This window comes from Haloferax sp. Atlit-109R (assembly GCF_003665865.1).
Classification (GTDB): Archaea; Halobacteriota; Halobacteria; order Halobacteriales; family Haloferacaceae; genus Haloferax; species Haloferax volcanii.
In genome coordinates, this window is sequence record NZ_QPLO01000002.1 from 1,518,983 (window position 1) to 1,542,586 (window position 23,604).

Consider the following 23,604-nt stretch of genomic DNA (forward strand, 5'->3'; position numbering starts at 1 on the left):
GCTCTCGGGGAGCGCACCCCGGCCGCGTCCCCCGCCAACGGGCCGAGCGGACAGACGGCTCTCCCCCCGCGCGCTCGCCCGAACCGCTCGACGAGGTGTGACGGGTGTATCGCCGTTACGTCCGCAGGCTCATTGTGGTGGGCTACCGAATTTCATGAACTAACATTACTTGAATGTACTGTCCGGCGGCAAGGAGCGACCGCCCGGTTCACCGCCTCAGTCGCCGGTGAACGTTGGCCTAACCCCAATGTTAATTATTGTCTGTCGTGTTGCTTCAGTTGCACGTATGAACCGCGCACACACACAGTCTGTCGTACCGGCGGCGACGCCAAGGGGCGTCGCGGGTTCGAACCACGGGGGCGGACCGACCGGGCGCGAGCGGCCCGAAGCGGGTGGCCGATGAGCGTCGTCATCGTCGGCACGCTCGACACCAAAGGCGAGGAAATCGGGTTCGCCCGCGACGTGCTCGAAGAACAGGGGGTCGAAGTCCACCTCGTCGACGTGGGCGTGCTGGGCGAGCCGGAAATCGAACCGGACACCGACGCCGCGGCCGTCGCCGAGGCGGGCGGGAGCACCCTCGAAACGCTTCGGGAGGCCGGCGACCGCGGCAAGGCCATCGAAATCATGGGCGACGGTGCCGCCGTCGTCGTGTCCCGACTCCACAGCGAGGGCCGACTCGACGGCATCCTCGGGCTGGGCGGCGGGGGGAACACGTCGGTCGCGACGGCCGCGATGCGCGCGCTGCCGATGGGCGTTCCCAAACTGATGCTGTCGACGATGGCGTCGGGCGACACGGAGCCGTACATCGGCTACCACGACATCGCCATGATGTACTCCGTCGCGGACATCGAGGGCCTCAATCAGCTCTCGCGGACCGTCATCTCCAACGCGGCGCTCGCGATGGTCGGCATGGTGTCGAACGAACCGGACGTGGAGACCGAGGAGAAGCCCACCATCGGCATCACGATGTTCGGCGTCACCACGCCGTGCGTCCAGAGGGCGCGCGACTGGCTCGAAGCGCGCGGCTACGAGACCATCGTCTTCCACGCGACCGGGACCGGCGGTCGGGCGATGGAGTCGCTCATCGAGGAGGGCGTCATCGACGGCGTCCTCGACGTCACGACGACCGAGTGGGCCGACGAACTGGTCGGCGGCGTCCTCGCGGCGGGGCCCGGCCGACTCGACGCCGCGGCCGAGCGCGGCATCCCGCAGGTCGTCTCGACCGGCGCGCTCGACATGGTCAACTTCGGGCCGAAAGACTCCATCTCAGACGAGTTCGACGGCCGGCAGTTCCACGTCCACAATCCGCAAGTGACGCTGATGCGGACGACGCCCGAGGAGAACGCCGAACTCGGCCGCATCATCGCGGAGAAACTCAACGCCGCGACCGGGCCGACCACGCTCGCGCTCCCGCTCGGCGGCGTCTCGATGCTCGACGCGGAGGGCGAGGCGTTCTACGACCCCGAGGCCGACGACGCGCTGTTCGACGCGCTCCGCGAACACCTCGACGACGACGTCGAAGTCATCGAATCGCCGGCGAACATCAACGACGACGAGTTCGCGCTCACCCTCGCGGAAGCTATCGACCGCCGGATGCGGGCGGCGGCGTGAGACGACCGACGTCGACGTGAGGCCGCCTTCGACGACCCAATAGCTCCACCGAGACGGCCGCGTGTCGCCCCGCGAGCAGCGACGCTCGAAACACCGACCGGCGGAATTTCCCGCTCGCAGTCGGTCGTTCGACCTGTTTTCTACCTGTATAATCACAAAGTTTAACTATACCATGCCACCATGTCACTACCAGCGTTCCGAAGAAACATGACTGATCAACCAGCGCTAACTGACGAATCCAGGCGACGCTATCTGAAAGCAATCGGGACGGCCGGACTCACCGCCGGTCTCGCGGGCTGTTCCGGCGGGGGCGGCGGTAACGGCGGCGGCGGTGACGGCGGCGGAGATTCTGACGGCGAGAACAACGCCGGGGGCGGCGGGGGTGACGACTCCTCCGGCGGCGGCGAAGACTACGAGGCAATCGGGAACTTCCCGCCCGAGGGGAACTCCGTGAGCATCGGTTTCAACGGGCCGACCTCCGGCGCGTTGGGTCCCGACGGCCAAGACCAGGAGAAGGGCTTCGACCTCGCGGTGAAGCACCTGAACGAGGGCGGCGGCCTCGTCGACTACTGGGACCGACTGAGCGGCGACGGCATCATGGGCCACCAGGTCGAGCCGACGAAGGCCGACACCGCCGGCAGCGCCGACACGGCACAGGACAACATCGAGCGGATGATTCAGCGGGACAACATCCAGTTCTGGACGGGCGGGATGTCCAGCACGGTGACGATGGCGATGCAGAACGTCGCCCAGCGGGAGAAGGTCCCGTTCATGGGCGGCAACTCCACGTCCGCCGGCATCTCCGGCGAGAACTGCTCGCGGTACTACTTCCACCCGACGTTCCACGCGGAGATTATCGGGATGGCGATGGGCGAGGCCGCGCCCTCGGTCCTCGGCGAGGACCGCTCGCTGTTCCACATCTACATGGACTACTCCTACGGGCAGTCGAACCGCGACGCCGCCCGGAAGTACCTCACCGAACAGGGGCCGTGGGAGGACGTCGGCGGTGCCGCCATCGCGGAGGGCGAGACCGACCACAGCTCGCAGATTCAGGCGCTCGAAGACTCGGGAGCCGACACGCTGTACTTCTCCAGCTTCGGCAACTTCGCCGCCAGCGGCCTCGCGCAACTGCGAGACGCCGGCCTGACCGACGACATCGACGTCATCATCCCGCACGTCAGCGCGTTCACCCTCGACCCGCTCGGCGCGGACGCCGAGGGCGTCCTCGGCATGGAGCCGTGGAACCCGAACGCCGACAACGAGGCGAGCCAAGCGTTCGTCGAGTCCTACCAGGCGGAGTACGACGAGACGCCGAATCAGAGTTCGCTGCACACCTACGAGTCGATGATGGTGTACGCCGCCGCCGTCGAGGAGGCCGGCACGTTCCACCCGCCGACCGTGGTCCGAACGCTCGAAGACTTCGAGTGGAGCCTCGCGTGGGGCGACTCCGCGTTCCGGACGTGCGACCACCAGGTCGAACGCCCGTGGTACATGGTGCAGGGCGTCGGCGACGAGCGCGCCGAGGAGCTCGGTATCCGAACCGAAATCGTCGAGACGACCGACCCGCTCGTCTACGAGTGCAGCGAGTTCCCGGCGTCCAACTGCGCCATGGGCGACAACGAGTACGGAGACGAGTGACAGCCTGACAGCGCCTCGATACGAATACAACGTACCAACTCCATTTTGGGCAGTCGAGGCTCCCTCCGCGGTCAGTTCACCCGCGTTCGACTGCTCGAACGCCGCTTTTTCTCGGTCGCACGGACCTCGCGTTGACGCCCGGAGACGACCCGCGCCGCACCCGGAGAGCGGGCCGCTGCCGTGTCAAAAGTCAGCGAAACGCAAGATTAACATACTGAAGAATTCATGAATAATCGTGCACACCATGAACTGCTTACTCACAGCTGTACCGAGGTGGCTGCGATGAACGTCGACGGCGTCGTCGGATTCCTCTTCATCGCGCTGAGCGTCGCGTCGCTGTATCTGCTCGTCGCGGTCGGACTGTCTATCGTGTTCGGGTCGCTCAAGTACGTGAACATGGCCCACGGCGTCCTCTACCTGAGCGGCGCGTACATCGGCCTACTCATCGCGTCGAGCGAACAGTACGGCGGGCTGTTGAGCGACTTCGGGCAGGTCGGCCTCGACTGGGGGTTCGTCCCCGCGCTCGTGTTGACGCCGGTGGTCATCTTCGTCGTCGGCGTCGCGATGGAGCGCTGGATTGCGAAACCGTTCTACGAACGAGAACTCCTCGACCAACTGCTCGTCACGTTCGGCATCCTCATCGCCGCCCAAGAGCTGGTCGCCATCCTCTTCGGCCGAACGGGGACCATCTACCCGCGTCCGGAGTGGCTCACGGGCGCGATATCCCTTCCCGTCATCGGAACGCCGCCGGGGATGAGCGCGGCTTCGACGATACGCGTCCTCGTCGTCGCGCTCACGCTGTTGCTCGTCGCCGGTATCTTCGCGTTCTTCAAGTACACCGATTACGGCCTCGCCGTCCGGGCGGGGACCGAAGACTCCGAGATGACGCAGATGCTCGGCATCCGTATCGGGCGGCCGTTCCTCCTGATATTCGCCGTCGGAGCCGCGTACGCCGGGCTCGCGGGCGTTCTCGGCGGGTCGCTTTTCAACGTGACCTCCGAAATCGGCATGGAGATAATCATCCCGTCGCTGGTCATCGTCATCATGGGCGGCGTCGGCAGTTTGCGCGGGACCGTCGTCGGCGCGCTCCTCGCCGGGCTCACCTTCGCGGTGGCGACGGAACTCGAACCGAGCATGACGCAGGCCAGCATCTACCTGCTCGCCATCGTGGTGCTGACGATTAGGCCGAGCGGTATCTTCCCCTCGGCGGAGATCGGACAATGAGCACGGACAACATCCACAAGACCGTAGCCGAAGCATCGTCGTTGATTAGCTGGGACACCTGGGACCGAATCAAACACACCGAGTCGTTCGTCCTCCTGTCGTCGGTGCTTTTCGTCCTCCTGTTCTCGTACGCATTCGGCCGCGCGCCGGTCGTCTCGGACGTCTTCCAGGGCTATCACGGGCTGGCGATTACCATCCTCATCTGGTCGATATTCGCGCTCGGATTCAACCTCCTTTTGGGACAGACCGGCCTCCTCTCGTTCGGCCACGCCATGTTCTTCGGGACCGCGAGCTACGCCGCGGCGCTGTTTGCGATTCACGTGTACAACGACCCGCTGGCGGTCATCGTCGTCGGGACGCTAGCCGCGGTCGCCCTCGGGGCGGTCGCGGCGCTGATTCTCCTGCGCCTCCACACGGTGTACTTCTCCATCGTGGCGCTCGCCATCGGGCAGTTCCTCTACTTCCTCGCCCGCGAGCCGCTCGTGGAAATCACGAAGGGGATAAACGGCCTCGAAGTGCCGCGGTCGGCCGTTCTCGGGATCTTCGAGCTGGAACACCAGTACGGCGGCCTCCTCGGGGAACTCGTCGTGAACAACCTCTATCTCTTCGTCGGCGTCTTCTTCGTCGCCGTCGTCGCCTCCATCACGCGCATCCGCAAGTCGCCCTACGGGCTCATCTTCAAGGCGATTCGCGAGAACGAGACGCGGACGGCGTTCGTCGGTCTCGACGTCTGGCGCTACAAGTTCGCGGCGTTTCTCCTCTCTGCGGCCATCGTCGGCCTCGCCGGCGGGCTGATGGCCGTCAACACCCAGTTCGCGGGCGTCGAGCGCCTCTACTGGTCCGTCAGCGGCGACGTGGTCGTCATGACCGTCCTCGGCGGCCTCGGCACGCTCGCCGGCCCGGTCATCGGGACGTTCGTGTTCTTCTACTTCAAGGGCATCGTCAACGGCTTCCCGACGCTCGGCAACTACTGGCTGCTCCTGCTGTCGCTTTCCTTTACCACGGTCGTGTGGGTCTACCGCGACGGCATCTGGGGGATGATTACCGCGCTCACCGGCGCGCTCCGCGACCCCCGAGAGCTGGTCGCCGCGATCACGGCCCGAGTCACGGGCGGCGACTCGACCGGCGACGCCCCGGGAGGTGAGGACTGATGGCGCTGCTCGAAACCCGCGGACTCACCAAGGAGTTCGGCGGGCTCACGGCGCTCGACGACGTCGACATCGACGTTGAAGAAGGCGAACTCGTCTCGCTCATCGGCCCCAACGGAGCGGGTAAATCCACGCTCATCAACACGATTACCGGACGCCTGCACCCGACCGAGGGCCAAGTGTCCTACGCCGGCACCGAGCTCGTCGGGATGAAACCGTTCGAAATCGCACAGCTCGGGGTCGGCCGGTCGTTCCAGACCGCGTCGATTCTCCCCGAACTCACGGTACGCGAGAACGTGCAAGTCGCGTCGTTCGCGGCCGAACACGGCTCCTTTCGGGTCAACTTCTTCCGCCGACGGGACTCCTTCGACGAGGTCCAATCGCGAACGAACGACATCCTCGACACCATCGGCCTCGACTCGAAGGCCCGGATGGAAGCCGGCTCGCTCCCGTACGGCGACAAGCGGCGCTTGGAGGTCGCCATCGGGCTGGCGACCGACCCCGACCTGCTGTTCATGGACGAGCCGACCGCCGGCATGTCCCCGACGGAGACGCAGATGACGGTGAACCTCATCCACGACCTGCTGGCCGACTGGGGGATGACCATCTTCCTCGTCGAACACGACATGGACATCGTCTTCGACGTGTCCGACCGCATCTTCACGCTCCACCAAGGACGGCTCATCGCGCAGGGGACTCCCGAGGAGATTCGGGAGAATCCGGCCGTCCGCGAGGCCTACCTCGGAGGTGGGGAGCAATGAGCCTGCTCGAACTGGACGGCGTGCACGCCTACTACGGGCCGAGCCACATTCTCCGCGGCGTCTCGCTCGATATCGACGAGGGCGAGGTCGTCACGCTCCTCGGCCGCAACGGCGCGGGGAAGACGACGACGGTCCGCAGCATCGCCGGGACCGAACCGCCGGCGATTCGGTCAGGGTCGATTCGGTTCGACGGCGACGACATCACGGACTGGCCGGCCGACAACATCGCCATGGGCGGCATCGGCGTCGTCCCCGAGGGGCGGCGGCTGTTCACCGAACTGACGGTCGAGGAGAACCTCGAAATGTCGAAAATCACGCGCGGCTGGTGGAACACCATCCGCCGGGGCGGCCTCGGCGGCGGCGAGAGCACGATGTCGATAGACGAGTTGTACGACCTGTTCCCGCGACTCGACGAGCGTCGCACCCAACAGGCGGGGACGCTCTCGGGCGGCGAACAGCAGATGCTCTCCATCGCGCGGACGCTCAGGCTACCGAACCTGAAACTGCTGTTGCTGGACGAGCCGACCGAGGGACTGGCCCCGCAAATCGTCAAGGCGGTGGGCGACTCCATCACGGAGATTGCCGACCAAGGGCTGACGGTGCTTCTCATCGAGCAGAACGTCCGCGAGGCGCTCCGCATCGCGGACCGCGGCTACGTGCTCGACCAGGGCGACATCGTCTACGGAGGCACCGTGGACGAACTCGAATCCGAAGACCTCGACGAGTACCTCGTCGTCTGACCGCGCCGGCCTCGCGCTCCTCGGCGCGACCGACCGCGCTCCGTTCTATCCCACCTCGATTCCGTTTCGGTCCGTTCTCGTTCCGACTCCTACCTCGGCGCTCAGTCTCGAATTTCGAAGTCGGAACCCAACCCGCAGCCGCCATCAATCAGTCGACAATATTATTTCGTGACACTCGAACACACGGGACATGAAACGGACCAATCGACGACGGTTTCTCGCCGCGTTCTCCTCGTCGGCGTTCGCGTTCACCGCGGGATGTCAACGCCCGGTGGCGTCCGCGTCCGAGCGCCACCCCGTGTCCGAGCCCGTCACCTCGTGGCCGACGTTCCGCGGAGGGCGCTACAACACCGGCTACATCGGCGACGTGTCACCCCTCGATTCGGAGCCCTCGGTAGAGTGGACGTTCGAGGCGGGCGACGCGTTCTGGGGGAGCCCAATCGTCGCCGACGGCACCGTCTACATCGGGAGCGCTGACAGCGCGCTGTACGCGCTCGACGCCGAGACCGGCGAGGAGCGCTGGTCGTTCGAGGCCGGACACCGAATCGAGGGGACGCCGGCCTACGCCGACGGCGTCGTCTACGTCGGGTCGTACGACAAACATCTGTACGCGCTCGACGCCGAGACCGGCGAGGAGCGCTGGTCCCGTGGGTTCGGCGGCCTGATTCGGGGGAGCCCGACGGTCTGGGACGGCACGGTCTACACCGGCGTCGGGTGTCACAACCTCGCGTGCGCGTGGTACGCCGAGGAGGCCAACGTCTCGGAGACCGGCTGGGTGTACGCCCTCGACGCCGAGACGGGGGAGACAGAGTGGCGGTACGAAGTCGGTGACGAGGTCGTCAGCACGCCGGCCGTTACGAACAACCGCGTGTACGTCGGCACCTCCGACGAGGCACTGTACGCGCTGTCGCGGTCGACCGGCGAGGTCGAGTGGACCTACGAGACCCGCGACATGATATGGTCGAGTCCGGCGGTCGCCTACGGCTCCGTCTACTTCACCGACTGGAACGGGAACGTCCACGCCGCCGACGCGGCGACGGGCGAACAGGAGTGGCTCGCGGACACGGCGGGCCGATACATCTCGGGGTCAGTCGCCGTCGGCGAGGAGGCCGTCTACGTCGGTCACACGCCGTACAACACCCTCGACGACCCGACGACCAACCACGCGAAGGTGTTCCGCTTCGACCGCGAGAGCGGCGCTGAGAACTGGAGTTTCGAGACGCCCGCGCTGGAGGTCGGAAGCAGTCCCGTCCTGACTGAAGACGTGCTCTACGTCGGAACGCACCGGCAGTCAGACGGCGACGGCGTCGGCGTCCACGCCATCACGACGGACGGGCAAGAAGAGTGGTTCATGGAAATCGACGGGCGCGGCGTCGGGTCGAGTCCGGCGCTCGTCGACGGGCGACTGTACTTCGGCGGGACGGACGCGAAGGTGTACGCAGTCGAGTAGCTTGACGGCGCGGGACAGCCCTCACGACGGCCCGTATTCGGTAGCTGTGGCTTGGAGACCCCTCTAGAACTCGATTTCCTTGAACTCGCGCGCCTGATTCTCGATGGCCTCCTCGGTGGCGAGGCGCTCGATGCTCGACGCGCCGAAGAAGCCGACGACGCCCTCGGTGTTGTTGAGGACGTACGCCGCGTCGTCGGGCCACGCGATGGGGCCGCCGTGGCAGATGACGTGTACGTCGTCGCGGACCGCCTTGGCGGCGTCGTGGTGCGCCTGCACGCGCTCGGCCGCGTCGTCGAGGTCGAGCGCCGTCTCCGCGCCGATGTCGCCCGAAGTCGTCAGCCCCATGTGCGAGACGATGACGTCCGCGCCGGCCTCGGTCATCGCCGCGGCCTGTTCTTCGGTGAAGACGTACGGGCACGTCAGCATCCCCTGCTCGCTCGCCTCGCGAATCATCTCGACTTCCTTATCGTAGCCCATCCCGGTCTCCTCGAGGTTCTTCCGGTAGCTGCTGTCCTCGTCGATGAGTCCGACCGTCGGGAAGTTTTGGACGCCCGAGAACCCGCGGCGACGCAGGTCTTCGATGAACACGCTCATGTCGCGGAAGGGGTCGGTGCCGTTGACGCCGGCGAGCACCGGCGTGTCCTCGACGACCGGAATGACCTCGTGACCCATCTCGACCACGATTTCGTTGGCGTCGCCGTACGGCAGGAGGCCGGCGAGGGAGCCGCGACCGTTCATCCGGTAGCGTCCCGAGTTGTAGATGATGAGGAGGTCGACGCCGCCGCGCTCCGCGAACTTGGCGGAGATGCCGGTACCGGCACCGGCACCGATGACCGGGTCACCGGCTTCAATCGTGGCTTCGATACGGTCGAGTGATTCAGCACGTGTATACTTCATCCGGGTTGACAGGCCATCGCGTGCGACTTTAATATTTCGGAAGAATCGACCGGCAGCCGAATGTCCGGCGAGCGACCCGGCCGCGACGAAGTTCGGTACGAGGGCGCTCGACCGCGCGAATCAGTTGCCCGGGAACTCGCCGGGCGGGAAGACCGTCGCGTCGTCGTCCGCGCGGATTTCGGCTTCCGGGCCGGGCGGGCAGTAGACCGCGAGGAACCGAAGCGGCTCCCACGAGGTGTTGATAGTGCTGTGTTCGACGCCGCTCGGGATGTGAACCATGTCGCCCGCGCCGACCGTCCGGGTCTCGTCTTCGATGGTCTGTTCGCCCTCGCCGCCGAGGAAGTACAGTATCTCCTCGCTGTCGGGATGGGTGTGTCGCTCGTGGCCCTTCCCGGGTTCGAGCAACACGACGCCGGCGCTGAACCCCTCGGAGCCGGTGACCTCGGGGGCGTTCATCCACTTCAGCGTGCCCCAGTCTAATCGAATCGTCTCCACGTCGTCCGGCTGGACGAACCGCTTTTCGGATACCATGACGTGTTGAGTCAAACAGTATCAATTATTAAATATTTTGGTGGGCCGAACGCGCTTGCCGGACCCGCAGAGCGGCCGTGGCCGAGCCGCGGTTTTCGAGAGGGAAACAGTGGCTCGGAGCAGCAGGTCGTGGATTTTTGCCACTGAACCGATGGAAGAGCGGTTCAAACCCCGGTTCGTCCCCAGTCGACCAGTCGGCACTCGCGTCGGCGGCTGCTCCGTTCTCGTGTTGTAAATTATTAATACAGAGGTACATTCGAGGGCGACGCGAGCGCGAATCAGTCGGTGACTGACAGAGAAACGCCGCCGAAGCGAGGGTACCGTGCCGACATCGGCGGACTGTCCCGCCTCGTCGACCCGAACGATTTTCGCCTCGCGCGGCAGATGCGGATTCCGACCGCCACGAACGGCGTCGCTCGCGTGTCGAACGCGAGTCGCGTGAGGGGTCGAGGGCGACTCCTCGAACACGGATTTTCATATCGAAAATGAGGTGAGCAGGCGCGCGGGTTGCTCGGCGTCGTGTCAGTACTCGCCCGCACCTTCGGTCGGCATTACTGACGTACGTTCGTCACACAACCATTACAAGCATATGTCTGTAATTACTACACCGTTACCAAGCGTTTACGAGACGAGGAGGGGTCAGTCGTGGTCGCCAGTCGAGTTCCGTTCTGTGCGTCCGCCGCGCGTGAGCGCTGAGCGATGTCGTGACGGTGGTACGCCGGCAGTACTCCGAATACCCGCAAGACGTGGCGACCGCTTGGGCCCACCCCGTTTACGAGAACACAACCAGCACCGACTCCGCGTCGGGTGACGAGACGCGTATCCGAGAGTGCACGAGATGCAAGCAGCGCACCACAGAGGACGTTTTCGAGACGTGAATCGGCGCGGTCCGACGGCGACGGCCCGAATACGGCCGTCGCGAGTCGGTTCAGAACAGCGCACCGGCTTGGAGGACCGCCACGAGGACGGTCAGGACGCCGACGCTGGCGACGGTGGTGGTGAAGATGGTCGTACTGAGGTACTCGGGTGCAGTGATGCCGTCGACCGTCGTCTCGTCGGCGTACTCGATGGTGAGCGCCAGCGGGATGACCGCGGCGGGCGTGGCGCATTCGAGGACGAACACCTTTGCGACTGTCGGGTCACCGAAGCCCAACGCGAGCGCGAGGCCGAACCCGACGAGCGGCGCGACGACGAGCTTCAGCGCCGACGGGGCGACCGACCGCGATATCGCGGACACGTCGGTCTCGGCCAGTTGGATGCCGAGGATGAGCAACATCACCGGAATCGACGCGTCGCCGACGAGGCCGACGGTCTCCATGAGCGCCGCGTCGGCCGGCGGGACGACCCCGAGCGCGCGGGCGACGACGCCGGCGACGATGGCGTACAGCAGCGGGAGACGGAATATCTCGGTGACGGCGTCGAGTGCGCCCGCGTCGGAGCCGTTGGACGCGATGTAGACGCCGAGCGTGTAGACCACGACGTTCTGGATGGTGAGGTAGATAACGGCGGTCGTCCGTCCGACCTCGCCGAAGGCGAATCCGGAAAGCGGGATGCCGACGAAGCCCGAGTTCGGGAACGCCGCCGCCAGCATGAGCGCGCCGAGGAGCGGGCCCGATTCGCCCGCGAGTCGGCCGACGCCCCACGCGATGACGATCATGAGAAGGGAGTAGCCGACGACGCCGAGGCCGAGTTTGAGGACCTCCCCGCCGCCGAGGGTCGTCGTGGCGATGCTGTGGAACGCCAACGCCGGGATGAGCACGTACAGCCCGAGCGTGTTTATCGGTTCGACATCGATGTCCGTCGTTCGCGCCAGGAGATAGCCGACGACGGCGACGCCGAGTATCGGGAGAATCGCGTTCGTGAACGCCCCCGTCAACGACATGGTCGGTCTCCCGGGGAAAGTCGCTTCGGCGGTCGAACGGGTTCAACTGAGACTCTACGCTGTCGCTGTGGGCCCATGTCAGTCCAATATCGCTTCTGGTATAAATAGTATCGGAGACGGTTACGTGCGGGTCAAAACCCGTTGCCGACGAGAGTGACCGCCATAGCGATGCACCCGGTCTTTCCCCTTCGGAAACCTCGTGGCCATGCATGTATTATGCAATGATACTATCGGAAAATCAAAGGACAGAGAGAAACGACAGCCCACAATCCTGATTTTCTCAAAGATTATCCATGAGAGCGTACTGAAAGGAGTATCGAAGGTCCATAGCTACCACAGAACAACCAGTATTTTAAATTATTCAAATAATACACAGTATTCGCAACATTTGGATTTCTTCACAGACCAGTGCTATTTCAGTAGAGTCGCAATATAAAGTACCGAAACCCGTTCGGGAACGACACCGCGATTCGCTGAGCGGGGGATGCGACCATGACCATGGCAGGACGACTATCGGCTTCACCTCCGGTCGAGTGGAGGCGTACGCGGCAAACGTCGTCGAGAGCGGAGTTGTGAGTCGTGAGGCCATTACGGGAACTACGACAGTTCGACGACACGCTCTCCCGGTTCGTATCCGAAGTTTGACCGACGTCGACCCCGCGGCCTGCGTAGCCACCTCTCACTCCACGTCGACTCGCAACCGGACCACTCCTTCGGGGGGTACGTCCGGTGGGACGCTCGTCGGACGGTGGCGGACCGGTATGGATACGGAAGTATATTCCGAATTAGAGAACAGCTTCGAGAGATAGGACTTTCAGCCTTCTATGGCCTCTTCAGTGCCAACCGAGAGGGCAAAGATGAATTAGATTACAACGTTATGAGTGTAATGAGATTGCGCTGAACGGACTTACTGATGACCGAGAGGAGAAACACAGCGTGAGTATGGAAACTACTTTCTGAGATTAAGAACACTGTGGAGACTGTGCTCATCGACGTACCGCTCGATGGTTAGGAGTCGAACCGACGGAGACAATCGGCCGTAATACGACCACCGGTCTCGTGCCACCCACCGGAGAAAGGGAGTGTGTATAGTCGTTCTTACACTATCTTCGGTTTCGTGTCTATGCACGTACAGTGTAGCCATCGTTCACCGGAGTAACCGACGGCTTCTACTAGTTCGTTGCAGGCGGTCCCGCCGGGTCACCCCGGGCGGAGTCTATTCTGTATTTCAGAATGTAGTTGTTCGTCCCAAGACTACGGGGCGGGCATGGGCGGTTCAGTCATCCACGGGTTGTATCGGCGGCGATTCGGGAGGCGTCGATAGCGTCGCCGCACCTCGCCGGAGACGAACCGCAGTGCCGACTACGGCCTTCACCGACGAATCGAACCGACGCGTCGCTCGCGTCTCCCCTCCGATAAAACTAGCTCCAAGTATCAGCCGTGGCTCTCCGACAAACCGGGTTTGTTGCGTTTCACAGGGCCGCTATCAGGTGTTCTGCCCAGCCGTCGCCTCTAACGGTGGTTCTTCTTGTGCGAGAATGTTGATGCCGTCAGACTGCCGAAAGAGATGCAACCGCTCCTCGTCGAAGGCGAGCGACAGCTCTTGGTTCGTGTCGGGTTTGACATCGCCAGGCACGCGGACCCAGCACTCCTCGCCCTCGATGTCGAAGTGGAGGTAGTTGTCCGACCCCACCGGCTCGCGGACGTCGAGGAACGCTCGAACCGCGTTGGGCTCGTCGCTGTCTGTGAGAGTGATGTTCTCGGGCCGAATGCCGAGCACGAACTCGTCTACGCCATCGGCGTACTGCTTGATATGTTCGAGAACTCGCTCGGAGAGGTCGTAACTGAAGCCGTCGGCGACCAGCGACGTGCCCGACAGTCGTACCTCGAACTGGTTCATCGGCGGGTTCCCGACGAAGTCGCCCACGAACAGGTTCCGAGGTTCGTTGTATATCTCCTCCGGCGTCCCTATCTGCTGGAGTTCGCCGCCGTCGACAACAGCGATGCGGTCGGACATCGTCATCGCCTCCTCTTGGTCGTGAGTGACGTACACCGTCGTCGTCCCGAGCGTGTCTTGGAGCTGCTGGAGTTCCGTCCGCATGTGCAGCCTGAGCTTGGCGTCGAGGTTCGACAGCGGCTCGTCGAACAGGAAGACGGACGGCTCGCGCACGATGGCGCGGCCCGTGGCGATACGCTGTTGCTGTCCTCCAGAGAGGTTTCCAGGATGCTTGTCGAGCTGGTCCGTAACACCCATCATCTCCGCCGCGTCCATCACCCGCTGGTTTATCTCGTCTTCGGGAAGGTCGGTCGTCAACTGCAACCCGTAACTCATGTTCTTGCGCGCGGTCATGTGCGGGTACAACGCGTAGTTCTGAAACACCATCGCGACGTCCCGGTCCTGCGGCTGGACGCCGTTGACGACCCGGTCCCCGATACGTATCGTCCCTTCTGTGATATCTTCCAGACCCGCAATCATACGGAGCAACGTCGACTTGCCCGACCCCGAGGGACCGACGATAGTCAGAAACTCACCGTCCGCTATCTCGAAGCTGATGTCGTCGACGGCGACAATATCCGAGTCGCCACCGTAGACTTTTCGCACGTTTTCGATGCTAACAGTACTCATTGTTCGTGGGTTGCCAAGAGAACTAATAATAGTTGTGGTTACCTCCGCTCGAAGTCGCGTCATTCGGGGACGCGAGCGCAGTCTGGACGGCGCTCGCTCTCCGCGCCGCCACGACAGACAGGCGAGCGAGTAGTACGTCGGATTTCATCTACCGGCAGAATTAGTCACGGAAAATAGTTTAATCCATACCCCTACATATACACATGACACATGGTTCGAGAAGCTATCACTAGCAGGACCCGTCGGAAGTTTATCAAATCTGCCGGAGTCGCGGGAACCGTCGCACTCGCGGGCTGCGCCGGTAACAGCGACAACAGCGGAGATAGCGGAAGTGGCGGCGGTGACGGCGACAGCAGTGACGGCGGCAGTTCCGGCAACACGCGGAGCGAGTCCTACGAGCTCACGTTCTGGGAGCTGTTCAGCGGCGGCGAAGGGCCGATTATGGAGAGCATCGTCAACAAGTTCAACGAGGAACAGCCGCTCGACACGGACGCGGAGGTGACCATCAACCGCCAACGCACCCCGTGGAACGAGTACTACAACAAGCTGTTCACCGCCCTCTCCGGCGGCGAAGCGCCAGACATGGCGGTCATGCACGCCGCGTACCTGCGAGCGTGGGACGGCGGTATCGACGCAATCGGGTCCTACGCCGACACGGCGTCGATGGAGAGCGACTACACCGAAAGCCACTGGGACCTCGTCACCGTCAACGACAACGTGAACGCGCTACCCATGGACATGCATCCCATCGGCGTGTACTACAACAAGGACCTGTTCGAGCAGGCCGGCTTGGACCCCGAGAGCCCGCCGACGAACTGGGAGGAGTTCCGGCAGGCGGGTGACGCGGTCGTCGAGAACACCGACGCTCACGCGTTTACGCAGTCGCCGTACAACGACGGATTCGGGTCGTTCCGGACGTGGAGTACCTGGGTCAAACAGCAGGGCGGGAGTCTCTACGACGACGAGTGGAACCCGACGTTCGACAGCGAGGCCGGGATGAACATCGCCCAACTCTTCTCCGACATGACCGGCGACATGGGATGGGCCCCCGCCACGAGCGAGGACACGTGGGGGAACAACGCCTTCCAGAACGGAACGTGCGCGATGGCGATGAACGGGACGTGGTACGTCGCCGCCCTGTCCGGCGTCGACGACCTCAACTGGGGCTTCTTCGAACCGACCGTCGGCCCGAACAAACAGCAGGATACGGTCTGGGCTGACGGCCACTCCATCGTCCTCCCGAAGAAGGAGGGCCGGAGCGACGCCAAGTCGGAGATTGCCGCCGAAGTCGCCCACTGGATGACCACGCAGAACCCCTCGTGGGGTGCCGAAGCCGGTCACCTGCCCGCCGCGAACAGCATCTACGAGTCCGACACCTTCCAGAACAGCCCGTACTACGATAAGACGCTCAACAAGTACGTCGAGATGGCCGAAGACGGCGACTACTTCTACCACCCGAAGGTCCCGAACGGCGACCCGAACGCGCAGAACTGGTACACGTGGCTCGTCGACATCTGGGCGCAGAACTCCGAGCCACAGGCTGCTATCGATTCCGGAATCCAGACGGTCTCGAACGGCATCTCGGAGTAATCGAAGATGGGGATAACAGAACGCATCATGGGAGGTGAGACCGCGGCGAACAGCAAGACCGTTATGGGTCTGCGGAAGGAGACCATCGAGGGCATCGTCTGGTCGCTTCCGTACCTCGCCGTGTTCACGGTGTTCCTCATCTGGCCGGCCCTGAAGGGGCTCTACATGAGCCTCCACACGTACCCGAACAAGTTCGACCTCACCGAGACGGAGTGGGTCGGCCTCCAGAACTACGTGGAACTGTTTCAGGACCCCGTGTTTTACAACGCGATGGAGGGAACGCTCCTCTTCGTCGCTATCTCGGTTCCGGCGCTGGTCATCCTCGGCTTGGTAATGGCACTCGGCGTAAACCGGGACGTGGCCGGGAAACGAACCCTTCGGGCCATCTACTTCAGTCCGTACGTCCTCACCGTCGCGGTCGTGACGCTGGTGTGGGGACAGGTGTACTCCCAGAGCTACGGCCTGATAAACTACTACCTCGGGTTCTTCATCGACAACCCGCCGGGGTGGCTCACGTCGCCGGACCTCGTCATGGCGGCGCTCGCGTTCATGACCGTCTGGTGGCTGGTCGGGTTCAACTTCGTCATTTTCCTGGCGGCCCGACAGAGCATCCCCGAACGGCTGTACGAGGCCGCTCGGCTCGACGGCGCGACCGGCTGGCGAGCCTTCAAGGATATCACGCTGCCCCAGATGCGAAACTCGGTCGTGTTCGTGGTGATGGTGCAGTTCATCCTCCAGTTCCAGGTGTTCGCACAACCGTACGTGATGACGCAGGGCGGCCCGAAGGACACCTCCGACACGCTCGTCTACTATCTCTACCGGAGCGCCTTCTCCCAACAGCAGTTCGGCTACGGCGCGGCGATGGGGTACGTGCTGGTCGCCATCCTCATCGTCATCGCAATCGTGAACTTCAAAGTAATCGGTGATTCAAATGACTAAAACGACATCGCAGGACTCGATACGAGCACGGCTCGACGGCGACACGGTTCGGAACGTGTTGCTCCACGCGTTCCTCTACGGCCTCGCCGTTCTCATGGCGGTCCCGTACCTGTACACGCTCTCTCGGTCCTTCCAGCCGACCGAGCTGTTGCGCGACCCGCGACCGTACTGGATACCGCCGCTCGCGGGCGAGCCGATAACGCTCGAACACTACCAGTACCTCCTGAACAACACGCTCGTCGTCGAGTGGACCATCAACACGTTCATCATCGCCGCCGGAGCGACGCTGCTCATCGTCGTCATCGACTCGATGATCGCCTTTTCGCTCACGCGGCTCGACTGGCCCGGTCAAGGGCTGGTCATGGGTGTTATCCTCGCGAGCTTCATGGTCCCGTACTACATGAACATCGTCCCGCTGTACCAGATCGTCTCGGACCTCGGCCTCATCAACACCTACTGGGGTGTGATACTGCCGGCCGTGGCCAGCCCGCTCGGCGTGTTCCTCCTCTACCAGTTCTTCAAGGACATCCCGGCCGAGTACGAGGAGGCGGCGAGGCTCGACGGGTTCACCACCTTCCAGGTGTACACCCGAATCATCCTCCCGCTCGCGAAGCCGATTCTCTCGGCGCTGGCGCTGTTCATGTTCGTCTACAACTGGAACGCGTTCCTCTGGCCCCTCCTCGTGCTGTCGAACGAGACGGCGTACACGCTTCCCATCGGACTGGTGAACCTCTATCAGGGGAACATCGACACGCCCGGACTCCACATGGCCGTCGCGATTCTGGGGTCCTTGCCGCTGTTCATCATCTACCTCATCTTCCAGGGACAGATCGTGCGAGCAGTGCAGATGCAGGGCGCGACGGGATGAGCGAGTCAGCGGACGGGACCGTCGGCGTCCACCGCGCGCTCGTCGCCGCGGTCCGAACGGTGTTCCATCACCCCGTTCGGATGGTCGCTATCAGCGTCGCGTGGGTGCTCGCATCGGTCCCGCTGGTCACAATCGGGCCGGCGACGTTGGGCGTCTACGGCGCCGTCGCTTCCGTCCGCGAACATGGCCACGTCGACCGCGACGCCGTCAGAGAGACGCTTTCGGACCACTGGCTCGACGCGCTCCTGTTCAGCGGACTCCTGGTCGCGTTCCCGGCGCTCGCCGTCTTCTATCTCGGCCGGTTCTCCGCCTCCGGGTCGGCGTTCGCGGGCCTCCTCGGGATGGTCGGGTTCTATCTCGCGTATCACGCGTGGGTCGTCTTCGCGCTGGGCTTCGTCGCGCTCGCGCAGGGCGACGACGCGTTCGACGCCGTCACCGACGGCTACCGGTGGTCCGTCGAGCGGCCGGTGGCGACGGTGCTGGTCGGCGTCGTGACCGCGACGCTGTTCGTCGTATGTCTGGTCTTGACGGTCGCACTCCCGCTCGTGTTTCCCGCGCTCGCGGCCGCGTTCCACACGGAACTGGCCGCCCAAACGCGCGACCGAGAAGAGGATGCGGCCGACGCGGCCGACACAGCCGACGCGACCGCGCCGACCGACCGTCCAGTCTCCGGTGAGAGTCCGAAAAACGAGTTCTCCGCGACGTTTCGACGGTGACGCTACGTCCCGTCGTCGAGGGGTAGCGACTGGACGCCGTAACTGATTTCACAGAGATTCGGGCCGTCCGCGACCGACGTGAGTTGCAGTAGTTCGTCCCCGTGGCGCGAGGGCAGCAGCGGTGTCGTCCACCCGACGAACGCCCGACCGCCGAGGTCGCCCTCCGTTTCGAACGACAGCGGGGCGTCGACCGCCTCCCAGTCGCCGCTCCCGTCGAGGTTCGAGTTCGCGAGCACGACCTCGCCGTTCCCCTCCGCGAGGTCGCGGTTCCCGTCGACGAGCTGTTTTCCGGACACGAGTATCGTTCCGTCTTTGCCGCCGGCCCGTGTCCACGTCACGTACGGGCCGTTGATGAACCGCCGACCGTCGGCCGTCGAGACGAGGGTCCCCACGTCCGTCGGGTCGCCCCACTCCCGCCCGTCGGGCGAGGTCTTGACGTGGACCTCGCCGTACAGGTAGTCCGGCCCGATGACCTCGTAGCTCATCACGTACGTGCCGTTGGGGAGCGGGGTGACGGTGGGCATCCCCGGGCGCGTCGTCTCGTCCGGGATGGCCGCGACGAACTGCTCGTCGCCCCACGACTGGCCGCCGTCCTCCGAGGCCTTGTACGCGACCAACTGATTGTAGTCGTCGTCGCTCCCCATCCGCTCGTCGGCGAAGTAACAGACGAGGTTTCCGTCGTCGTCCAGCCCCAACTCCGGCTCCCAGACGGGGCTGTTCCCGTCGTAAGGGACGGCTTTGCCGCCCGTGACGACGGTGCTCACGAACTCCCAGGACTCCCCGCGGTCGGTGCTGGCGTACAGGTCGATGCTCGTCTCACCGAGTTCGCCGACCTCACCTTCGGGGACGTCTTCGGGGTCGTCGAGGATCGGAATGGAGTTCCCGGCGGCGAGGACCGTCCCGGCCGGCCACGGACCGACGGCGTGCGGGAGTTCAAACAGGGTCGGCTGGTATCGAAGCCCCCAGTCCTTCCCGCTCGTGTCGTGAATCTCGGAGAACTTCGACCAAGTCTCTCCCCCGTCGGTGCTTCGGTAGACGGGGAAGTACGGCTTCGACCCGCCGCTCATCGACGGATAGTACTCGAACGTCGCGAGCAACTGCTTCTCGCCGCCTTTCCCCGACCCGTGTTTCAGTCGCGTGACGCGGGGATACAGCGACCCGGGAGCGGGCGCGCCCGACGGGGGCGAGTACAGCGTCCCTTCGACGTCTGTCTGTTCGTCGTCGCGTCCGCGGCCCGCGATAACGCCGGTTGACCCGACCGCTGCGACCCCGGCAGCGCCGACCGCGGCGAGGTACTTCCGGCGGCTATGCTGGCGGCTTGAATTGCGTTCGCTCATGACGCAGCCGCATGTTAACACGGGACTACAATAACTGTACCTCCGCCGTCAGCTCAAAATAGAACGGTGGCGGCGCGGTTACTCGGTCAGCGTCAGACCGACGACGGACGCCGGCGGCGCGTCGAACGTGACCGTGCCGTCGCCCTCGTCGGTGACGTCCAAGACATCGGCTTCGAACGAGTCCGCGTTCTCCTTCGTCGAGTACTCTCGGATGTCGTTGCCTTCGAAGAGAACGGTCGCCGACGACACCGAGTACGCCGACGACCCGACGTCGACGGTGAGCGTCTCCGGTTCGTCGTGGCGGCGGTTCGAGGCCGTGACGAACAGTTCACCGTCGCCCTCAGAGGCCGACGCCGAGACCATCGGTACGTCGTTTTCTTCGCCTTCGATAGTGCGCTGTTCCGTGTCGACGCTCGTTTCGAGCGCCGTCCGGCCGACGTGGTTCTCGTACAGGTCGAAGACGCGATACGTCGGCGTCCGCCACGCGTCCTCTTCGTCGGTCTGGACGAGACACTGCAAGACGTTGACGAGCTGTGCGATGTTCGCCATCGAGACGACGTCGGCCCGCTCGTGGATGAGGTCGAGGACGCCGGCGGTCGTCAGCGCGTCCCGAACCGTGTTCTCCTGCTCCAGTCCGTTGTCGCTCCGCGCCTCCGGATGCCACACGCCCCACTCGTCGACGATGATGCCGATTTCGTCCTCCGGAACGTACTGCGAAATCGTCTCGGCGGCTCGGTCGATGTCCCCGCCGACCTTCTGTGCGCGCGCGAAAATCTTGTAGTACTGCTCGTCGGTGAAGTCGGTGTCACCGCCCGCCTGATAGTAGCGGTGGACGGAGAAGTGGTCCATCAGGTTGAACGGCGACCCCATGCCGAGGAACGAGCCCGGACCGTACTCCATGCCGCCGTTGAGGCTGTCGAAGAAGACCTTGTTCCAGTCGTCCGTGAGGTGTCCGCACGCGATGAACTCCGTCGACTCCTCGTTCATCAGCTTGTCGAAGCCGTTGAAGTAGTTCGCGAACCGGCGGTATTCGTCGGCGTACTCGTCGGGTGCGAACCGGCCGCCACAGCCCCAGTTTTCGTTCCCGATGCCCCAGTACTTCACCCCGTACGGCTCTTCTTGGCCGTTCTCTCGCCGTCTGTTAGCGAGTTCCGTGTCGCCGCCGTAGTTGCAGTATTCGATCCAGTCGAGCGCCTCCTGCGGCGTCGACGACCCGACGTTGACCGCGATGTACGGGTCGGTATCGAGGAGTTGGCAGAGGCGGAGGAACTCGTCCGTCCCGAACTCGTTGGACTCCTCGGGGATGTTTTCGCGCCCCTGGGTCCACCACAGATTCCGCCGTCGGGGACGCTCGTCGCGCGGGCCGACGCCGTCTTTCCAGTGATAGTCGTCGGCGAAACAGCCACCCGGCCAGCGAAGCACCGGCATGTTCAGTTCGCGGAGCAGCGAGACGGTGTCCATTCGGATGCCGTCTTCGGTCTCGACTCTGTCGTCGTCACCGACCCAGAGACCGCCGTAGATACAGCGTCCGAGGTGTTCGGCGAAGTGGCCGTAGATGTTCTCCGAGATACGGTCTATCGACTCGTGACTGCTAACGCGTACTTCACTCTGCATACGTTCTCTCATCAGTACCCGGTTAGATAACTATTGTGCCTTGTTCCCTGCTTACACGAGATGCGCTGTGGAACCGTCCCGATAAGCGATGAACTCGCGTCAAGCGTTGGGAGCGCAAGTCGGTGAGAGACGCGTTCGGTGCAACCGCACCAAGGTTCCCTATTTCAGAACTAGCTAACGTCGTTCCACGCATTACAATTACAAAGGTAAATATGTAATCTCCGTGGTGCCCAAAGTGGATACTCTCCGAAACCGGTCTGCTCGGCCGGTTTCGAGGAACCCGACGTGTTGTTCCAGCATAGTGAATAGCGGCAAATAACCGGGAACCATCGTCGCGGATGGGTAGTTCGACGACAGTCGTCGTTCTCGGAGACATCCAGCGGACTCCTCGTGAAATCTATCCTCACCGAGCGACGAGCCGACGCGAGATACGAGCCGTTCACGGAACGTCGCGGAGACGTTCAGAGGTTGACGCACCGGGAATCCGCAGGGACTCGTCGATGTCGATGGCGCATCCGCGCTCGCGAAAACCGTATCTCAGTCACGCAGCCGTCTCCAGACTGTAACGCGGATGGTTTCTGGAGCGCTGACAGGCGGTTGCGGTCGGGCTTTTGTCCGTGGAGAGCGTTTTGGCCGACTCAAGGACGCGACACGCGTACGTTTCAATTCACACATCGGGGAAGGAGCCCCGTATTTCTGGTATCGAGAACAGCAGACCGGCTGAGGCAAACGGGACGGAGCCGTCATCGTGAACTCAGGTGAGTCAGGCGACCAACCGGTCTGCGACCCGGTCGGTTGCGAGCGCGCACAAGGGTTCGACCTCGGTATAGCGTCGGTGCTGGAACCGGTACGACGTTCCAAAAAATGATGGCAGCGGGTGGTGTGCTGAGCTCGACGTGGTAGTGCTGTCAGGTGTTCATGAGCTTCGGTCGGGACAGACCGACTCTGCGCATATCACCACGTCTGTGACATGACTGATACGTTAGTCTCTTGGTCGGTTGCGCTATCGACCATATGGCTTGACGACTGAGTTCGACATTAATTTTTTCGTCTCTGCAAATATTAATATCGGGGCTGAACGCAACTACTCTTCGAGCGATACGACAATCGTCGTGGTAAGGGTTAAGTGACTATCGAATGGTTACACGAAACGCATGCGTTGCCCAAAGTGCAGTCACAGTCTCGCCATCTACGATTCGTTTTACGACATCGCCTTCGTCTGCGACTCGTGTGGGTACGTCCTTCCGCGGGGAGCAGATTGAACAGACAGCCGAACCGATAACCGACCAACCACACCGCTTAGCTGAATCGCGGCCGCGGACCGCAGCGCCGGAAGAGGAGTCACAACGATGTGTGAACACAATCTCGGAGGCTGATTTTGCTGCGTGACTTATTTGCAGCGTCGGTACGGAAAATCAGCCGCTTAATAGAGAAGATGTACGGGTATTCATCTTCTAACGCTATCGAATGTCTTGTTCAAAATCGGAGTGATAACAACAAATCCGATGAAGATTGCAATAATGGAGAAGATGAACTCGACACCAATCGTGACTGGGTCGGCAGTATCGCCAGTGTAGGTGTTGTAGATTGTGAATATGGTCGCAGCAACTACGGCGTTTGGAAGGTAATCGGAGACCAACTTTCGTAACTCCATATCCGAACTCGTCGGTGGATCCCCAAATTCGCATCGGTTAGGACGTAGTTGCCAGAGAATAGACACGGGTAGTATGCACCCGACACTACTCAGCTAATGCACACCAGATAACGCTGCAAGTAAGCAACGCATCAAACCGATTCCCCTAATGAGAAGCAGGGGAAGAATCGCTCAGTTCGAACTAAATCCCGCTACAAACGGTTCGAGAGTCCGATATCCGCTCGATTTACTCGTGGACCCGCTGTGTAGCCAGTCGGTATCTTCCCTTGGGTGTGAGGAAGGGAGACCAGAGCAAGAACGAACACCAGAGCTCACCTAATAGAGATACAAACGGATGGTCACCTACACGCCTCGAATGACCGATACGTCCGCTATCTC

18 protein-coding genes are annotated in these 23,604 nt (G+C 63.1%); 11 read left to right on the plus strand and 7 right to left on the minus strand.

Annotated elements, in window-relative coordinates:
- Positions 1 to 399: 399 nt before the first annotated feature.
- The 7 genes from DVK03_RS15980 (at position 400) to DVK03_RS16010 (ending at position 8,572) form a co-directional block, all read left to right on the plus strand.
- Complete coding sequence (locus DVK03_RS15980) at positions 400 to 1,611, plus strand: Tm-1-like ATP-binding domain-containing protein (RefSeq protein WP_006600111.1); 1,212 nt, start codon at positions 400 to 402, stop codon at positions 1,609 to 1,611.
- Positions 1,612 to 1,818: 207 nt separating this feature from the next.
- Entirely contained in the window at positions 1,819 to 3,249 is a 1,431-nt protein-coding gene (locus tag DVK03_RS15985) for a substrate-binding protein (RefSeq protein WP_115803351.1), read from the plus strand.
- A gap of 282 nt (positions 3,250 to 3,531) precedes the next feature.
- Positions 3,532 to 4,473 carry a branched-chain amino acid ABC transporter permease gene (locus DVK03_RS15990; RefSeq protein WP_004041317.1) on the plus strand — a complete coding sequence of 314 codons (942 nt, stop codon included), beginning with the start codon at positions 3,532 to 3,534 and terminating at the stop codon, positions 4,471 to 4,473.
- Positions 4,470 to 5,624 (plus strand): branched-chain amino acid ABC transporter permease, encoded by a 1,155-nt coding sequence (locus tag DVK03_RS15995; protein WP_115803350.1) that lies wholly within the window; start codon positions 4,470 to 4,472, stop codon positions 5,622 to 5,624. Before DVK03_RS15990 ends, DVK03_RS15995 begins: the two co-directional genes overlap by 4 nt.
- Entirely contained in the window at positions 5,624 to 6,382 is a 759-nt protein-coding gene (locus DVK03_RS16000) for an ABC transporter ATP-binding protein (RefSeq protein WP_006600108.1), read from the plus strand. The genes DVK03_RS15995 and DVK03_RS16000 overlap by 1 nt, the downstream gene beginning before the upstream one ends.
- Positions 6,379 to 7,122: an ABC transporter ATP-binding protein gene (locus DVK03_RS16005; RefSeq protein WP_006600107.1), complete on the plus strand. Its 744-nt coding sequence runs from the start codon at positions 6,379 to 6,381 to the stop codon at positions 7,120 to 7,122. The genes DVK03_RS16000 and DVK03_RS16005 overlap by 4 nt, the downstream gene beginning before the upstream one ends.
- Positions 7,123 to 7,312: 190 nt before the next feature.
- Positions 7,313 to 8,572 carry a PQQ-binding-like beta-propeller repeat protein gene (locus DVK03_RS16010; protein ID WP_115803349.1) on the plus strand — a complete coding sequence of 420 codons (1,260 nt, stop codon included), beginning with the start codon at positions 7,313 to 7,315 and terminating at the stop codon, positions 8,570 to 8,572.
- A gap of 63 nt (positions 8,573 to 8,635) precedes the next feature.
- Here DVK03_RS16010 and DVK03_RS16015 read toward each other — a convergent pair whose 3' ends face one another.
- From DVK03_RS16015 to DVK03_RS16035, 4 genes are all read right to left on the minus strand, one after another.
- Positions 8,636 to 9,469 (minus strand): phosphoenolpyruvate hydrolase family protein, encoded by an 834-nt coding sequence (locus DVK03_RS16015; protein ID WP_004041312.1) that lies wholly within the window; start codon positions 9,467 to 9,469, stop codon positions 8,636 to 8,638.
- 120 nt (positions 9,470 to 9,589) lie between these two features.
- Entirely contained in the window at positions 9,590 to 10,000 is a 411-nt protein-coding gene (locus DVK03_RS16020; protein WP_004041311.1) for a cupin domain-containing protein, read from the minus strand.
- 928 nt (positions 10,001 to 10,928) lie between these two features.
- Entirely contained in the window at positions 10,929 to 11,882 is a 954-nt protein-coding gene (locus DVK03_RS16030; protein WP_006600105.1) for an AEC family transporter, read from the minus strand.
- Positions 11,883 to 13,368: 1,486 nt separating this feature from the next.
- A complete protein-coding gene (locus tag DVK03_RS16035; protein WP_115803348.1) occupies positions 13,369 to 14,508 on the minus strand; it encodes an ABC transporter ATP-binding protein in 1,140 nt (379 codons plus the stop codon).
- Positions 14,509 to 14,718: 210 nt separating this feature from the next.
- On the opposite strand from DVK03_RS16035, the gene DVK03_RS16040 reads away from it, so the two are divergent.
- The 4 genes from DVK03_RS16040 (at position 14,719) to DVK03_RS16055 (ending at position 18,621) form a co-directional block, all read left to right on the plus strand.
- Positions 14,719 to 16,098 (plus strand): ABC transporter substrate-binding protein, encoded by a 1,380-nt coding sequence (locus tag DVK03_RS16040; RefSeq protein WP_008606057.1) that lies wholly within the window; start codon positions 14,719 to 14,721, stop codon positions 16,096 to 16,098.
- A gap of 63 nt (positions 16,099 to 16,161) precedes the next feature.
- Complete coding sequence (locus DVK03_RS16045) at positions 16,162 to 17,037, plus strand: carbohydrate ABC transporter permease (RefSeq protein ID WP_006600104.1); 876 nt, start codon at positions 16,162 to 16,164, stop codon at positions 17,035 to 17,037.
- Positions 17,030 to 17,905 (plus strand): carbohydrate ABC transporter permease, encoded by an 876-nt coding sequence (locus DVK03_RS16050; RefSeq protein WP_115803347.1) that lies wholly within the window; start codon positions 17,030 to 17,032, stop codon positions 17,903 to 17,905. The genes DVK03_RS16045 and DVK03_RS16050 overlap by 8 nt, the downstream gene beginning before the upstream one ends.
- Positions 17,902 to 18,621 (plus strand): hypothetical protein, encoded by a 720-nt coding sequence (locus DVK03_RS16055; RefSeq protein ID WP_115803346.1) that lies wholly within the window; start codon positions 17,902 to 17,904, stop codon positions 18,619 to 18,621. The genes DVK03_RS16050 and DVK03_RS16055 overlap by 4 nt, the downstream gene beginning before the upstream one ends.
- 2 nt (positions 18,622 to 18,623) lie before the next feature.
- Here the strand turns inward: DVK03_RS16055 and DVK03_RS16060 are convergent, their stop codons facing one another.
- The 3 genes from DVK03_RS16060 to DVK03_RS16070 all read right to left on the minus strand — a co-directional run bounded on the left by DVK03_RS16060 (position 18,624) and on the right by DVK03_RS16070 (position 23,226).
- A complete protein-coding gene (locus DVK03_RS16060; protein WP_115803345.1) occupies positions 18,624 to 19,958 on the minus strand; it encodes a sialidase family protein in 1,335 nt (444 codons plus the stop codon).
- Positions 19,959 to 20,036: 78 nt separating this feature from the next.
- Positions 20,037 to 21,572, minus strand: a complete 1,536-nt coding sequence (locus DVK03_RS16065; protein WP_115803344.1) for an alpha-N-arabinofuranosidase — start codon at positions 21,570 to 21,572, stop codon at positions 20,037 to 20,039.
- Positions 21,573 to 23,019: 1,447 nt separating this feature from the next.
- The gene (locus tag DVK03_RS16070; protein WP_004061978.1) at positions 23,020 to 23,226 is read right to left on the minus strand and encodes a hypothetical protein; all 207 of its coding nucleotides are present in this window, start codon (positions 23,224 to 23,226) and stop codon (positions 23,020 to 23,022) included.
- Between the last annotated feature and the right edge of the window lie 378 nt (positions 23,227 to 23,604).